We start from the raw sequence: 14,727 nt of genomic DNA, 5'->3' as shown, positions 1-14,727 counted from the left end.
CCTCAGAGAGTGCGGAACACCAGCAGCAGCAAACAGGCGAAAACCGGCACCGCAGCGGTAAGGCTGTCGATGCGATCGAGTATACCGCCGTGACCCGGGATCAGGCTGCCGCTGTCTTTGATGCCCGCTTCACGTTTGAACATACTTTCCGTTAGATCGCCCAGCACCGAAGCGAGCGTCGCCACGACGGCGCAGACGATCAGCGTGCCGGCGGAAACGGTCAGCGGCGCGAAGCTGGCGAACAGCCAGGCGAGCAGCGCGGAGGAGACCAGACCGCCGAGAAAGCCTTCCCAGGTTTTACCGGGCGAGACTTTGGGTGCCAGCTTATGCTTGCCAAACATCTTGCCGAACATGTAGGCACCGGAATCGGCGCCCCACACCAGGAACATCACGAACAGCAGCCACCAGGCGCCCGCAAAGCGATCGCTCTCATAGTGATACTGACGCAGCGCTACCATGCCCCAGAAAAAGGGGATGAGTGTGAGAATGCCGAACAGCAGGCGCAGGGGACGCGATTGACGCCACAGCGCGGCCGATGCGGGATAGGAGAGAACCAGGAGCAGAGCCGCAATCCACCACGCCAGCGACGCCCAGAGCGACGTGGCGACCTGCGGCAGATGCACGTCACGCTGATAGGGAGGAAGAGTAAAGAGCATCCCCGCCAGCAGCAGCCCGCACAGCAGGGAAAGCCAGATGCGCTGTTGGCGCGACGCCATGCCCGCAAGCTGGCCCCATTCCCAGGCGCCGAGCATGCAGATAATAATCATCGTAATCGCAAAACCAACGGGCGGTAACCAGAAAAGCGCAGCAATCACCAGCGGAATAAGAATAAGCGCGGTAATCAGACGAGACTTCAGCAAAGGTTACCCCCTGTTTGCTCAGGCGCCGCCTGGTGCAGCGCCGCCAAAACGACGCTCCCGCAGAGAGAATGCATTCAGTGCACCTTCAAAAACGTGTTCATCAAAATCAGGCCAGAGAACATCGGTAAAATAAAACTCAGCATAGGCGATCTGCCACAGCAGGAAGTTGCTAATCCGATGCTCTCCCCCGGTCCTTATCACTAAATCCACTGGAGCCAGTCCCTGCATGCACAGATGGGCAGACAGGTTTTCCTCGGTGATCTGGTCAGGACGCAGCAAACCTTCCTGAACCTGCTCAGCGAGTTTTTTCACTCCCTGGATAATATCCCAACGTCCGCCATAGTTCGCGGCAATATTGAGAGTCAGTCCACTATTTTGCTGAGTCAGTTCCTCGGCGCGACGAATACGCTCCTGAATACGGTTACTGAAACGGCTCACGTCGCCGATGATGCGCAGACGCACGTTGTGCTTGTGCAGGCTCTTTACTTCACTGTCGAGCGCCCAGACAAACAGCTCCATCAGCGCCGTGACTTCCTGAGGCGGACGGCTCCAGTTCTCACTGCTGAAGGCATAGAGCGTCAACGCTTCGAGATTATTGCTGACGGCAAAGCTGACGGAGCGGCGCACCGCTTTAACGCCCGCTTTATGGCCGGAAATACGCAGTTTTCCCTGATTTTTAGCCCAACGACCATTGCCATCCATAATGATAGCCACGTGACGCGGGCCTGTTCCCTGTTGGTCATCGGTTTTGTTGTGATTATTGGACGACATAACGCGTAATTAATTCCTGTTGTCAGAAATGCTGTGGTTTCTGAATACATTGCGCCCGGTCTTCTCCCGCCCAAAAGGGGCGAGGCGCATCAGATGCGATGCCATACCCGGAAACGCGAGCGAGCGACTATACCATTTTCGCTACAGGCGAACAAATAGCGGCGCGCGTTAACGCAAGGTCGCGAAACGCGGCAGCATCGCTGTGGCGCTGGCGCGTGCGGCACGATCGATATCCAGCACGGCCTCAACCGAATCTGGCTCCGCAAACGCCTGAGCCGCCAGCGCTTCGCTGTTGATCGCCGCGATGTCGGTAAAGCGGATCTGGTTATCCAGAAAGGCCGCCACCGCAACCTCATTGGCCGCGTTGAGCGTGGTGGTCGCCGCCTGCCCTGCCTCGCAGGCATCTATCGCCAGTTTCAGGCAAGGGTAGCGGGCAAAGTCGGGTTCAGCGAACGTCAGCGCGGACATGCGGGTGAAGTCCAGCGGCGTAACGCCTGCCGAAATACGCGCGGGCCAGGCCATGCAGTGTGCAATGGGGGTGCGCATATCCGGTGAACCGAGCTGAGCCAGCACGCTGCCGTCGCAGTAGCGCACCATGGAGTGGATCATCGACTGCGGATGCAGGATCACCTCCATTTGCGCTGCGCTGGCGTTAAATAACCAGCGGGCTTCAATGTATTCGAGACCTTTATTCATCATGGTGGCCGAGTCGACGGAGATTTTACGTCCCATCGACCAGTTCGGATGCGCGCAGGCCTGCGCCGGCGACATGGTCGCAAGGTCAGCCAGCGGCGTGTCACGAAAAGGACCACCCGATCCCGTAAGGATAATGGACTCAATGCCATTTTCTCGCAGGTCAGCGTATCCTAACTGATGCTGGATGGAAGCGGGTAAACTCTGAAAAATGGCGTTATGCTCGCTGTCGACGGGGAGCAGCTGCGCCTGATGATGACGCACAGCCTCCATAAACAAACGGCCGCAGGTGACAAGCGACTCTTTATTGGCGAGCAACACGCTTTTTCCGGCGCGGATCGCCGCCAGCGTTGGCAGCAAACCCGAGGCACCGACGATCGCCGCCATCACCTGGTCGACCTCGTCAAGCGCCGCCAGCTCGCACGCGGCCTGAACGCCGGAGAGCACTTCGGTAGAGACGTTGAGTGCTTTCAGTCGTTCACGCAGCGCCTGCGCGGCCGCTTCATCCGCCATCGCGGCGTAGCGCGGCTGAAATGTCTGGCACTGTTCCGCCATCAGCGCGACGTTTTGTCCGGCGACCAGCGCGGTGATTTGATAGAGTTCAGGATTGGCGCGAACCACCGCCAGCGTGCTGGCGCCGATCGATCCGGTAGAACCCAGCAAAGTTAATCGCTTCATTAAGCTATCCCTGTGAAGACGTCGAATAACGCCGCTTGCGCAGCAGCATAATGTAAAACGCCGCCAGAGCGCATTCGCAATGAATACAGCCCTGAACGGCGTTTTATACCCAAGGATATCGGGTATAGAGAGCAACCGATGGGATTAGAACTCCATCAGCTCCTTCTCTTTTTCAGCCAGCGCAGCATCAACATTCTTGATGCGCGCATCGGTCATTTTCTGGATCTCGTCCTGCGTACGACGCTCATCGTCTTCGCTGATCTCTTTATCTTTCAACAAGGCTTTGATTTTGTCGTTGGCGTCGCGGCGCACGTTACGCACGGAAACGCGGCCCTGCTCAGCTTCGCCGCGCACGATCTTGATAAGATCTTTACGACGCTCTTCGGTCAGCGCAGGCAGCGGAACGCGGATGTCGCTACCGGCTGAGTTCGGGTTCAGGCCGAGGTCGGAAGCCATAATGGCTTTTTCCACTGCCGGGCCCATGGAGCGGTCGAACACGTTGATTTTCAGCGTGCGTGAGTCTTCTACGGTAACGGAAGCGAGCTGACGCAGCGGCGTCGGCGTACCGTAGTATTCGACCACGATACCGTCGAGCAGTGAAGGAGAAGCGCGACCGGTGCGCACTTTGCTGATGGTGTTTTTAAACGCTTCGACGCATTTGTCCATGCGCGTTTCAGCATCTTTTTTGATGTCGTTAATCACGTTGAAACCCTTGGATTCGGTTTGACCTGGCCATTCCGGCGGCGCCGGAAGCGGTATCGCTGTTGAGCGATAATCCTGAATGGTGCGCGGTGAGGTTCACCGCGCCGACAGAATATACCTTATTTTATCTTGCGTCGGGTATTAATGCGTAATCAGGGTGCCTTCTTTTTCACCCATAACGACGCGACGCAGTGCGCCAGGTTTATTCATATTAAATACGCGGATCGGCAGCTGGTGGTCACGCGCCAGCGTAAAGGCGGCCAGATCCATCACTTTCAGCTCTTTTTCCAGCACTTCGGCGTAGGAGAGCTGATCGTAGAGCGTTGCATCCGGGTTTTTCACCGGATCGGCGGAGTAAACGCCGTCGACTTTGGTTGCTTTCAGCACCACGTCCGCCTCGATCTCGATGCCGCGCAGGCAGGCCGCCGAGTCGGTGGTAAAGAAGGGGTTGCCGGTGCCGGCGGAGAAAATCACCACGCGGTTATTGCGCAGCAGGCTGATCGCTTCGGCCCAGCTGTAGTTGTCGCACACGCCGTTGAGCGGGATGGCAGACATCAGGCGCGCGTTGACATACGCACGGTGCAGCGCGTCGCGCATCGCCAGGCCGTTCATCACGGTCGCCAGCATGCCCATGTGGTCGCCGACGACGCGGTTCATTCCCGCCTGCGCCAGTCCCGCGCCGCGGAACAGGTTGCCGCCGCCAATTACCACGCCTACCTGAATGCCCAGCTCGACCAGCTCTTTCACCTCTTGCGCCATGCGGTCAAGCACGCTCGCGTCGATACCAAAACCTTCGGCACCTTGCAGTGCTTCGCCACTCAGTTTCAGCAGGATACGTTGATATACAGGTTTTGCGTTGGTCGCCATGGTCGGTTCTTCCTGGAAGAGTTGAAAAGGAGAAATTAAATCTGATCGATCATCCGCTTAGCGCGCGTAAATTACTATTGGGATGAGACTGAAAAGTGTCTGCTTAGCGTAGCAGACAAAAAAGAACCGCCTTCTGGCGGTTCCTTTCACAGCATTAAGACTGTTTGGACATTGCCGCTACTTCAGCAGCGAAGTCGCTTTCGACTTTCTCAATGCCTTCGCCCACTTCAAAGCGGATGAAGTTGATGACGTCAGCGCCCTGCTCTTTCAGCGCCTGGCCAACGGTTTTGCTCGGATCGATAACGAAAGCCTGACCGGTCAGAGAGACTTCGCCGGTGAATTTCTTCATGCGGCCTTCAACCATCTTCTCTGCGATCTCTTTCGGCTTGCCAGACTGCAACGCGATGTCCAGCTGAACCTGGTACTCTTTCTCAACCACGTCGGCAGAGACGTCTTCCGGCTTAACGAATTCCGGCTTGCTGGCTGCAACGTGCATAGCGATCTGCTTGATCAGCTCTTCGTTAGCGCCTTTCGCGGAGATCAGCACGCCGATGCGTGCGCCGTGCAGGTAAGAACCCAGCTGCTCGCCTTCCAGCACTGCGATACGACGGATGTTGATGTTTTCGCCGATTTTCGCGACCAGCGCTACGCGCTCTTCTTCGAATTTCGCTTTCAGCGCTTCAACGTCGGTGATGCGTTCTGCAGTCGCCGCGTCCAGCACTTTGTCAGCGAAGGCCTGGAAACCAGCGTCTTTCGCAACGAAGTCGGTCTGGCAGTTAACTTCCAGGATCACGCCGTAGTTGCCGTCGATTTTGGTTTTGATCACGCCGTCAGCAGCCACGTTGCCTGCTTTTTTCGCCGCTTTGATCGCGCCGGACTTACGCATGTTCTCAATCGCCAGCTCGATGTCGCCATTCGCTTCGGTCAGCGCTTTTTTGCAGTCCATCATGCCCGCGCCAGTACGCTCGCGCAGTTCTTTTACCAGTGCAGCGGTAATTTCAGCCATTCCAGAATCCTCGGTTCGTACCCCCGTGCTTACGCACTAAGGCACCTGTTGCGGAAAATTTACTCTGTCCCGCCCGCCTGAAAGGAGGCGTGACAGACGGAGATAAAATAAAGGGGCCAAGACTGGCCCCTTAACAGATTACATCTGATGTCTAAGGGCTCTGTGTCAGAGCGAACCTTATTAAGCGTTTTCTAAAGACGCTTCTTCAGCCTGCTCAGCCAGATCCTGTGAACGGCCTTCGCGCACGGTAGTGGCAACGGCAGTCAGGTACAGGCTAACAGCACGGATCGCATCGTCGTTACCCGGGATAACGAAGTCAACGCCGTCTGGATCAGAGTTGGTATCAACGATAGCGAATACCGGGATACCCAGGTTGTTCGCTTCTTTGATCGCGATGTGCTCGTGATCGGCGTCGATAACGAACAGCGCGTCCGGCAGACCGCCCATGTCTTTGATACCGCCCAGGCTGTTTTCCAGCTTGGCCAGTTCGCGACCGCGCATCAGCGCTTCTTTCTTGGTCAGTTTGTCGAAGGTGCCGTCCTGAGACTGAGTCTCAAGATCTTTCAGACGTTTGATAGACTGACGAACGGTTTTCCAGTTGGTCAGCATACCACCCAGCCAGCGGTGGTTTACAAAGAACTGGTCGCAGCTCAGTGCAGACTCTTTAATCGCTTCGCTGGCAGCGCGCTTGGTACCGACAAACAGGATCTTGCCTTTACGGGCAGAGATTTTGTTCAGCTCAGCCAGAGCGTTGTTGAACATCGGTACAGTCTGCTCAAGGTTGATGATGTGAACTTTGTTACGCGCACCGAAGATGAACGGCTTCATTTTCGGGTTCCAGTAACGGGTCTGGTGACCGAAGTGAACACCAGCCTTGAGCATGTCGCGCATGGAAACAGTTGCCATGATTACCTCTAGATTAAGTTTGGGGTTGGGCCTCCATGTATCCCATACGACCGACCTCTTTCGAAGCACCCCGGCGTATGTGTCGATACATGTGTGTTTTAGTACACAAAGTGAGTTTTTCGCGTTTCTCGCCGACCATAACGGTCTGACAGAGAATCGTCGGCGCGCTTTATACCACAACCAGGCTACTGAAGCCAGAATTTGTTCAGCGCGCGGCCGCGCGACGCGAACTGTTTGGCGGCCTGGTTTTCGGCTGCTAACATGACAGCACATCGTTCATTATTGCTGAAATTTTCGGCAACTGCGGATTAATTTAATGGCAATTTCAATTAAAACCCCTGAAGAAATCGAAAAAATGCGCGTCGCGGGCCGGCTGGCCGCCGAAGTGCTGGAGATGATCGCCCCGCACGTCAAACCAGGCGTCTCTACCGGCGAGCTGGACCGCATCTGCCACGATTACATCACCAACGAGCAGCACGCCATCTCCGCCTGTCTCGGCTATCACGGCTTCCCGAAATCGGTCTGCATCTCGGTCAACGAGGTGGTGTGCCACGGCATTCCCAGCGACGACCGTCTGCTGAAGGATGGCGACATCATCAACATCGACGTAACCGTTATTAAAGATGAGTACCACGGCGACACCTCGAAAATGTTTATCGTGGGTAAACCGACGATTCAGGGCGAGCGCCTGTGCCACATTACGCAGGAGAGCCTCTACCTGGCGCTGCGTCTGGTGAAGCCGGGCATTCGTCTGCGCGAGCTGGGCCGCGCTATTCAGAAATATGTTGAATCCCACGACTTCTCCGTTGTGCGTGAATACTGCGGCCACGGCATCGGCAAAGGCTTCCATGAAGAGCCGCAGGTGCTGCACTACGACGCAGACGACGGCGGCGTGGTGCTGCAGGCGGGCATGACCTTTACCGTCGAGCCAATGGTCAACGCCGGCGACTACCGCATCCGCACCATGAAAGATGGCTGGACGGTAAAAACCAAAGATCGCAGCTTGTCCGCGCAGTACGAGCATACTATTGTGGTGACCGATAACGGCTGCGAAATCCTGACCCTGCGTAGCGACGACACCATCGACGCGGTGCTGGTCAACGAAGGATAATCGTCCCCCACTGATAAAAAGCCGGCCCTGCGCCGGCTTTTTTATGGCTCAAGAAGAGAGATGCGGTATGAGCGCGATCCTGACGGATGAGGTCATTGACGGCCTGAAAGACTCCCCGGCGCACTGGGATGATGCGGTGCTGACCCGCGACGCCCTGAAGCAGAAGCTGGAAACCTTTAACGCCTGTCTCTCCACGGCGTTCGACGCCGGCGAATCGGCTGAAACCTTGATCGATGCGCGCACCCTGTTTATTGACCGCCTGCTGCGCCGCCTGTGGCGCTTTTACGGCTTCGACGCCCTGCCCGCTATTGCGCTGGTGGCGGTCGGCGGCTACGGCCGCGGCGAGCTGCATCCGCTCTCCGACGTCGATATTCTGATCCTCAGCCGCGATCCCCTCGACGACGCGAGCGCGCAGCAGACCAGCGAACTGCTGACGCTGCTGTGGGATCTTAAGCTGGAGGTGGGCCACAGCGTGCGCACGCTGGAAGAGTGTCTGCTGGAAGGCTTAGCCGACCTGACCGTCGCCACCAACCTTATCGAATCGCGCATGCTGACCGGCGATGTCGCCCTGTTTCTGGAGATGCAGAAGAACATCTTTAGCGAAGGTTTCTGGCCGTCGGCGACCTTCTACGCCGCCAAGATCGAAGAGCAGCAGGCGCGCCACCAGCGCTATCACGGCACCAGCTACAACCTTGAGCCCGATATTAAAAGCAGCCCGGGCGGCCTGCGCGATATCCATACGCTGCAGTGGGTGGCGCGCCGCCACTTTGGCGCCACCACGCTGGATGAAATGGTGGGGTTCGGCTTTCTGACCGAAGCGGAGCGCAACGAGCTTAACGAATGCCAGGCCTTTCTCTGGCGCATCCGCTTCGCCCTGCATCTGACGCTGACGCGCTACGACAACCGGCTGCTGTTCGATCGGCAGCTCAACGTCGCGCAGCGCCTTAACTACCAGGGCGAAGGCAACGAGCCGGTCGAACGCATGATGAAGGATTTCTTCCGCGTAACGCGTCGTATCGGCGAGCTGAACCAGATGCTGCTGCAGCTGTTTGACGAAGCGATTCTGGCGCTCTCCACCACCGAGAAGCCGCGCCCGCTGGATGACACTTTTCAGCTGCGCGGCAACCTGATCGATCTGCGCGACGAAACCCTGTTCGAGCGCGAGCCGCAGGCGATCCTGCGCATGTTCTACGTAATGGTGCGCAACGAAAATATTCGCGGCATCTACTCCACCACGCTGCGCCAGCTGCGCTACGCGCGACGTCACCTCAAGCAGCCGCTATGTCAGATCCCGGAAGCGCGCCAGCTCTTTATGGCGATACTGCGCCATCCGGGCGCGGTCAGGCGCGCGCTGCTGCCGATGCACCGCCACAGCGTGCTCTGGGCCTACACGCCGCTGTGGGGACAGATCGTCGGGCAGATGCAGTTTGACCTGTTCCACGCCTATACCGTCGATGAGCACACTATTCGCGTGCTGCAAAAGCTGGAGAGCTTCGCCAGCGAGACCACGCGCCCGATGCATCCGCTCTGCGTTGAACTCTGGCCGCGTCTGCCGCAGCAGGAGCTGCTGCTTATGGCGGCGCTGCTGCACGACATCGCCAAAGGCCGCAACGGCGATCACTCGATTCTCGGCGCGCAGGACGCGCTGGAGTTCGCCGAGCTGCACGGCCTTAACTCACGCGAGACGCAGCTGGTCGCCTGGCTGGTGCGCCATCATCTGCTGATGTCGGTAACGGCCCAGCGCCGCGACATTCAGGATCCCACCGTGATCCAGCAGTTCGCCGAGGTAATGCAGAACGAGAACCGGCTGCGCTATCTGGTCTGCCTGACCGTGGCCGATATCTGCGCCACCAACGAAACGCTGTGGAACAGCTGGAAGCAGAGCCTGCTGCGCGAGCTCTTTTTCGCCACCGAGAAACAGCTGCGGCGCGGCATGGAAAACAGCCCGGACCTGCGCGAACGCGTGCGCCATCACCGACTGCAGGCGCTGGCGCTGCTGCGCATGGACAATATCGACGAAGAGCGGCTGCACAATATCTGGAACCGCTGCCGCGCCGACTATTTCCTGCGCCACACGCCCAACCAGCTCGCGTGGCATGCGCGTCATTTAATGGAGCACGACCTGCGCCAGCCGCTGGTGCTGGTCAGCCCGCAGGCGACGCGCGGCGGCACCGAGATTTTTATCTGGAGCCCCGACCGTCCTTACCTCTTCGCCACCGTGGCGGGCGAGCTGGATCGCCGCAACCTCAGCGTCCACGACGCACAGATTTTTACCAGCCGCGACGGCATGGCGATGGATACCTTTATCGTGCTGGAGCCGGACGGCAGTCCGCTGGCGCCCGATCGCCACCTGATGATCCGCCAGGCGCTGGAGCAGGCGATCGCCCAGACCAGCTGGAATCCGCCGCGCACGCGCCGTGCGTCGGCCAAGCTGCGCCACTTCAGCGTCGATACCGAGGTTAACTTTTTGCCGACCCATACCGACCGCCGCAGCTATCTGGAGCTGGTCGCGCTCGATCAGCCCGGCCTGCTGGCGCGCGTAGGGGAAGTCTTCGCCGATATGGGCGTCTCGCTGCACGGCGCGCGCATCAGCACCATCGGCGAGCGCGTCGAGGATTTATTTATTCTGGCCAACAGCGAGCGTCGCGCGCTTGACGCGCAAATGCGCAAAGCGTTGCAACAACGGTTGACAGAAGCCCTTAATCCAAACGATAAAGTGTGACCGCAATCGATTTACTTATTTACTCTTGTGCCGGGGCGTGGCCCGGCATGCACCAGACAGATCAGGAAAAAATTATGCAACAGTTACAGAGCGTTATTGAAACGGCCTTCGAACGTCGCGCCGAGATTACCCCAGCGAGCGTCGATCCGGTGACCCGTGAAGCTATCAACCAGGTGATCGCTCAGCTGGACAGCGGCGCGCTGCGCGTAGCAGAAAAGATCGACGGTCAGTGGGTAACGCATCAGTGGCTGAAGATGGCGGTTCTGCTGTCGTTCCGCATTAACGAAAACCAGGTAATGGAAGGCGCAGAAACCCGTTTTTACGACAAGGTGCCGATGAAGTTCGCCGGCTGGGACGATGCACGCTTTAAAGAAGCAGGCTTCCGCGTCGTGCCGCCAGCGGCGGTTCGTCAGGGCGCCTATATCGCACGCAATACCGTGCTGATGCCCTCCTACGTCAATATCGGCGCTTACGTTGATGAAGGCAGCATGGTCGATACATGGGCGACCGTTGGCTCCTGCGCGCAGATCGGCAAAAACGTTCACCTCTCTGGCGGCGTCGGCATCGGCGGCGTGCTGGAGCCGCTGCAGGCGAACCCGACCATTATCGAAGATAACTGCTTTATCGGCGCGCGCTCGGAGATCGTCGAAGGGGTTATCGTGGAAGAAGGCGCGGTGATTTCCATGGGCGTCTACATCGGCCAGAGCACCAAAATCTACGATCGCGAAACCGGCGAAGTACATTACGGCCGCGTACCGGCGGGCTCCGTAGTGGTTTCCGGCAACCTGCCCTCTAAAGACGGCAGCTACAGCCTCTACTGCGCGGTTATCGTGAAGAAGGTTGACGCGAAGACGCGCGCCAAAGTGGGCATCAACGAACTGCTGCGCACTATCGACTAAGCTTCTCTGACGGGCCGCTGCGGCCCGTCATCTTTTCTTTACACTTCCCTCTCTTACAACCTGATTCGCGCGACGAATTAACAGGTGCGTTTACTTTTCACCCAGGTCATAATCCGCGCCAGTTATCTCCCGTCGCGCAGTGTTCAATCCGTTTTTTTGTCTACAGTTATTTTTGTGCCGTGAACACAGATGCGCGCTTCTCTCTTTTTGGTGGAAAAATCGCTATGTATGACAATCTTAAAAGTTTAGGCATTAACAATCCCGATGACATCGATCGCTACAGCCTGCGTCAGGAAGCGAACAACGACATTCTGAAAATTTACTTCCGCAAAGACAAAGGCGAGTTCTTCGCTAAAAGCGTGAAGTTTAAATATCCGCGCCAGCGCAAAACCGTCGTCGCCGACAATATCAATCAGGGCTACAAAGAGGTGCAGGAAATCAGCCCCAACCTGCGCTATGTGATCGACGAGCTGGATCAGATTTGCCAGCGCGATCAGGTGGAAGTCGATCTCAAGCGCAAAATCCTGGCGGATCTGCGTCATCTGGAGAGCGTGGTCACCAACAAAATCAGCGAGATCGAGAGCGATCTGGAAAAGCTGACGCGCAACAACCGCTAACGCGCCTGATATTACAGGGAGGTCGCGGGCCGAGCGCGCATGGATGCCTCAGGCGACTTTGCGATCGGGCCATACTATCCGCGCCAGCGCTCAGACTCTTCAACAGAAGGCCAGCTAACGCTGGCCTTTTTGTTGCCTTAGCTCTGTTCATCCAGCTGCAGCGCCACATAAAGCAGCAGACGATCGTCAAACTGGCTGAGATTCAGCCCGGTCAGCTCAGATATGCGGTTCAGCCGATACTCCAGCGTATTGCGGTGAATAAAGAGCGCGCGCGCCGTGGCGCTGGGCTGCACGTTATGGGTAAACCAGGCCACCAGCGTGCGCCGCAGCAGACCGTTATTATCCATGCTTTTCAGCCGCGCCAGCGGACGCGCCAGCTCATTGGCCTGCCAGCCGCCGCGCAGGCTGTCGAGCAGCACCGGCAGCACCAAATCCTGATAGAAATAGCTGCGCTGCTCCGGCATACGCTGCTTGCCGACTATCATGGTGGTGCGCGCGGTGCGATACGAGCGCGCAATACTGCCCGGCCCGGTGAAGTGGTTGCCGAGCGCGATGCGCATCCGCATCTGGCCGCTCTCTTTCATACGCTGCAGCAGCTGCTCGACGCGCCTGCGCTGATCCTCCTGATCGTAGCGCCCGTGCGCATTCAGCGCCGGTTTCAGCACCACCATCTCCGTCAGGGAAACAATGGCGATCAGGTTATCGCGCTCCGGGGTCGTCAGCAGCGTTTGCAGCTGCTGAAGCTCCGACATGGCGCTGTCGACGCCGAGCTGTCCGCTGTCGACCTCCACCACCGCCACCACGCGCGGCTGATTGAGATCGATGCCGAGACGCTGCGCCCACTCGGTCAGCTGCGGCGTCAGGCTCTCGCTGCGGATAAGGTTTAGCACCAGCTCTTCGCGCAGTCGACTGTCCTGCGCCAGCATATTGAGCAGCCTCGCCTGCTCCAGCATCATTTCTGCCGCCATGCAGACCAGCTCGCCGTAGTGGCGCAGCGCCACTGGATCGCCGGTCAGGCCGATCACCCCGACGATCTCGCCGTCAATGCGCAGCGGAAGGTTAATACCTGGCCGCACGCCGTGCAGATGTTTCGCTACCGCCTCATCAATGTCCACGATACGTCCCTGCGACAGCACCAGCAGCGCGCCTTCGTGCAATTCGCCAATACGCTCGCGATCGCCGCTGCCGATAATGCGGCCACGCGCGTCCATCACGTTGACATTGCTGTCAATAATCTTCATGGTGCGCGCCACGATATCCTGCGCCAGGCGCGCATCGAGATGATAGGTTGCCATCCTTAAATCCTGACAGGGAGTGAATAGTCCAGCATACGCATGGCGGAAGAGGTCGGCATTGTGCAGATGCACAGAGCCAGGCAGGGATTTGCAGATTTTGCGGCTCCGGTCACACTCTGAACCGCGCCCATAAAAAAGGCGGACCGAAGTCCGCCTGACAGCATAACCCGCTTTACTGCATCAGCAGATAGAGGCTGGTGTCGCCGCGCTTGACGTTAAGCGCCAGCACTGAAGGTTTGGTATCGAGAATTTTGCGCAGCTCGCCCAGGTTGGTGACGCGCTGCTGGTTGACGCCAAGGATTATGTCGCCTTTTTTCAGGCCAATACGCGCTGCGGCGCTGTTGGCCTTCACGTTATCGACGCGCACCCCTTTATCGCTGCCGCTGTCGTTGCTCAGATCGGCGCCCTCGATGCCGGTGTAGATGGTGGCCGACTGCACTTTATCCTGCGTGCTCTGCTGCAACTCGACGGTGACGCTCAGCGGCTTGCCGTCGCGCAGCAGGCCAAGCTGCAGTTTGGTGCCAATCGGCAGCGAGCCTACTTCGGCGCGCAGGGCGGCAAAACTGCTCAGCGGCTTGCCGTTCATCGACACCACGACGTCGCCCGCTTTCACGCCCGCTTTCGCCGCAGCGGAATTCGGCAGCACCTGGCTGACGAAGGCGCCGCGCTGCGCGTCGACCTTCATCGCTTTCGCCAGCTCGGAGTTCAGCTCAGCGCCCAGGATGCCCAGCTCGCCACGTTTCACCTGACCGAACTCCACCATCTGCCCGGTGAGGTTTTTCACCATATTGCTTGGAATAGCGAAGCCGATACCGATATTGCCGCCGTCCGGCGCGAGGATCGCGGTGTTAATACCGATCAGCTCACCGTTGAGATTGACCAGCGCGCCGCCGGAGTTGCCGCGGTTAATCGCCGCATCGGTCTGTATAAAGTTTTCGTAGTTTTCCACATTAAGCCCGCTGCGCCCCAGCGCGGAGACGATGCCTGACGTGACGGTCTCGCCCAGACCGTACGGGTTGCCGATAGCGACGGTGTAGTCGCCGACGCGCAGGTTATCGGAGTCGGCAATTTTAATCGCCGTCAGGTTTTTCGCGTCGATCAGCTGCACCAGCGCGATATCGGAACGGGGATCTTTACCAATCACTTTACCGTCATAGCGACGGCCGTCGCTGAGCTGCACCTGAATTTTGGTGGCGTTATCGACCACGTGGTTGTTGGTCACCACATAGCCTTTCTCGGCATTAATCACCACGCCGGAGCCAAGCGCGCGGAATTTTTCCTGCTGGGTATCAGGGCCAGCGCCGCCCTGCTGACACATCGGCGAGCTCTGGAAAGGTGACCCATCCTGGCAGAACGGCGAATTATCGCCGAAGAACTGCTGGAACTGCTGCGGCAGGCGCGGGGTTTTAACCGTGGTGCTGCCTTCAACGCTAATACTGACTACCGATGGCATCACTTTTTCCAGCATCGGCGCCAGGCTCGGCAGCTGCTGACTGGTAGAAGAAGCCGATTCGGCGGCGAAAACGGCGGCAGGGCTTAACGCCAGGCCAAGACTGAGCGCCAGCGCGCTCAACGTTAAGGTGTTTTTTTTCATTCGTAT

The 14,727-nt window shown here is 58.2% G+C and carries 13 protein-coding genes; 4 read left to right on the top strand and 9 right to left on the bottom strand.

What is annotated here, in order from left to right:
- Nucleotides 1–2 precede the first annotated feature (2 nt).
- The 7 genes from cdsA to rpsB form a co-directional block, all read right to left on the bottom strand.
- Nucleotides 3–860, bottom strand: a complete 858-nt coding sequence (cdsA, locus tag MHZ97_RS17100; protein ID WP_103794002.1) for a phosphatidate cytidylyltransferase — start codon at nt 858–860, stop codon at nt 3–5.
- An 18-nt stretch (nt 861–878) separates the two neighbouring features.
- On the bottom strand, nt 879–1,631 hold the full coding sequence (ispU, locus tag MHZ97_RS17095) for a (2E,6E)-farnesyl-diphosphate-specific ditrans,polycis-undecaprenyl-diphosphate synthase (protein ID WP_033793566.1): 753 nt from the start codon (nt 1,629–1,631) through the stop codon (nt 879–881).
- A 168-nt stretch (nt 1,632–1,799) separates the two neighbouring features.
- A complete protein-coding gene (gene ispC / locus MHZ97_RS17090) occupies nt 1,800–3,002 on the bottom strand; it encodes a 1-deoxy-D-xylulose-5-phosphate reductoisomerase (RefSeq protein ID WP_239315191.1) in 1,203 nt (400 codons plus the stop codon).
- Between the two features lie 144 nt (nt 3,003–3,146).
- Nucleotides 3,147–3,704 carry a ribosome recycling factor gene (frr, locus tag MHZ97_RS17085; RefSeq protein ID WP_081138425.1) on the bottom strand — a complete coding sequence of 186 codons (558 nt, stop codon included), beginning with the start codon at nt 3,702–3,704 and terminating at the stop codon, nt 3,147–3,149.
- A 141-nt stretch (nt 3,705–3,845) separates the two neighbouring features.
- Nucleotides 3,846–4,571, bottom strand: coding sequence for a UMP kinase (gene pyrH / locus MHZ97_RS17080; protein WP_033793563.1), 726 nt, complete (start codon nt 4,569–4,571; stop codon nt 3,846–3,848).
- Between the two features lie 154 nt (nt 4,572–4,725).
- Nucleotides 4,726–5,577, bottom strand: a complete 852-nt coding sequence (gene tsf, locus MHZ97_RS17075) for a translation elongation factor Ts (RefSeq protein WP_239315190.1) — start codon at nt 5,575–5,577, stop codon at nt 4,726–4,728.
- Between the two features lie 180 nt (nt 5,578–5,757).
- The gene (rpsB, locus tag MHZ97_RS17070; protein WP_048781339.1) at nt 5,758–6,483 is read right to left on the bottom strand and encodes a 30S ribosomal protein S2; all 726 of its coding nucleotides are present in this window, start codon (nt 6,481–6,483) and stop codon (nt 5,758–5,760) included.
- A 316-nt stretch (nt 6,484–6,799) separates the two neighbouring features.
- On the opposite strand from rpsB, the gene map reads away from it, so the two are divergent.
- The 4 genes from map (at nt 6,800) to MHZ97_RS17050 (ending at nt 11,832) form a co-directional block, all read left to right on the top strand.
- On the top strand, nt 6,800–7,594 hold the full coding sequence (map, locus tag MHZ97_RS17065; protein ID WP_103793999.1) for a type I methionyl aminopeptidase: 795 nt from the start codon (nt 6,800–6,802) through the stop codon (nt 7,592–7,594).
- Between the two features lie 67 nt (nt 7,595–7,661).
- Nucleotides 7,662–10,316 (top strand): bifunctional uridylyltransferase/uridylyl-removing protein GlnD, encoded by a 2,655-nt coding sequence (glnD, locus tag MHZ97_RS17060; RefSeq protein ID WP_239315189.1) that lies wholly within the window; start codon nt 7,662–7,664, stop codon nt 10,314–10,316.
- A 74-nt stretch (nt 10,317–10,390) separates the two neighbouring features.
- The gene (dapD, locus tag MHZ97_RS17055) at nt 10,391–11,215 is read left to right on the top strand and encodes a 2,3,4,5-tetrahydropyridine-2,6-dicarboxylate N-succinyltransferase (protein ID WP_103793997.1); all 825 of its coding nucleotides are present in this window, start codon (nt 10,391–10,393) and stop codon (nt 11,213–11,215) included.
- 224 nt (nt 11,216–11,439) lie between these two features.
- Nucleotides 11,440–11,832, top strand: coding sequence for a DUF3461 family protein (locus MHZ97_RS17050; protein ID WP_103793996.1), 393 nt, complete (start codon nt 11,440–11,442; stop codon nt 11,830–11,832).
- 137 nt (nt 11,833–11,969) lie between these two features.
- Here the strand turns inward: MHZ97_RS17050 and MHZ97_RS17045 are convergent, their stop codons facing one another.
- Both MHZ97_RS17045 and degP read right to left on the bottom strand, forming a co-directional pair.
- Nucleotides 11,970–13,127, bottom strand: a complete 1,158-nt coding sequence (locus tag MHZ97_RS17045) for a CdaR family transcriptional regulator (RefSeq protein ID WP_103793995.1) — start codon at nt 13,125–13,127, stop codon at nt 11,970–11,972.
- A 172-nt stretch (nt 13,128–13,299) separates the two neighbouring features.
- Nucleotides 13,300–14,721 (bottom strand): serine endoprotease DegP, encoded by a 1,422-nt coding sequence (gene degP / locus MHZ97_RS17040; RefSeq protein WP_103793994.1) that lies wholly within the window; start codon nt 14,719–14,721, stop codon nt 13,300–13,302.
- Between the last annotated feature and the right edge of the window lie 6 nt (nt 14,722–14,727).

Source organism: Pantoea sp. ACRSC (assembly GCF_022346785.1).
GTDB classification, from domain to species: Bacteria; Pseudomonadota; Gammaproteobacteria; order Enterobacterales; family Enterobacteriaceae; genus Pantoea; species Pantoea alvi.
Note: the sequence above shows the minus strand (reverse complement) of the source record. Positions and strands in the feature narration are given on the sequence as shown.

Bases quoted from the DNA above. Each gene is read 5' to 3' on its own strand.
- ispU (WP_033793566.1), bottom strand. From the start codon at position 1,631: ATGTCGTCCAATAATCACAACAAAACCGATGACCAACAGGGAACAGGC.
- ispC (WP_239315191.1), bottom strand. From the start codon at position 3,002: ATGAAGCGATTAACTTTGCTGGGTTCTACCGGATCGATCGGCGCCAGC.
- pyrH (WP_033793563.1), bottom strand. From the start codon at position 4,571: ATGGCGACCAACGCAAAACCTGTATATCAACGTATCCTGCTGAAACTG.
- tsf (WP_239315190.1), bottom strand. From the start codon at position 5,577: ATGGCTGAAATTACCGCTGCACTGGTAAAAGAACTGCGCGAGCGTACT.
- rpsB (WP_048781339.1), bottom strand. From the start codon at position 6,483: ATGGCAACTGTTTCCATGCGCGACATGCTCAAGGCTGGTGTTCACTTC.
- map (WP_103793999.1), top strand. From the start codon at position 6,800: ATGGCAATTTCAATTAAAACCCCTGAAGAAATCGAAAAAATGCGCGTC.
- glnD (WP_239315189.1), top strand. From the start codon at position 7,662: ATGAGCGCGATCCTGACGGATGAGGTCATTGACGGCCTGAAAGACTCC.
- dapD (WP_103793997.1), top strand. From the start codon at position 10,391: ATGCAACAGTTACAGAGCGTTATTGAAACGGCCTTCGAACGTCGCGCC.
- MHZ97_RS17050 (WP_103793996.1), top strand. From the start codon at position 11,440: ATGTATGACAATCTTAAAAGTTTAGGCATTAACAATCCCGATGACATC.
- MHZ97_RS17045 (WP_103793995.1), bottom strand. From the start codon at position 13,127: ATGGCAACCTATCATCTCGATGCGCGCCTGGCGCAGGATATCGTGGCG.
- degP (WP_103793994.1), bottom strand. From the start codon at position 14,721: ATGAAAAAAAACACCTTAACGTTGAGCGCGCTGGCGCTCAGTCTTGGC.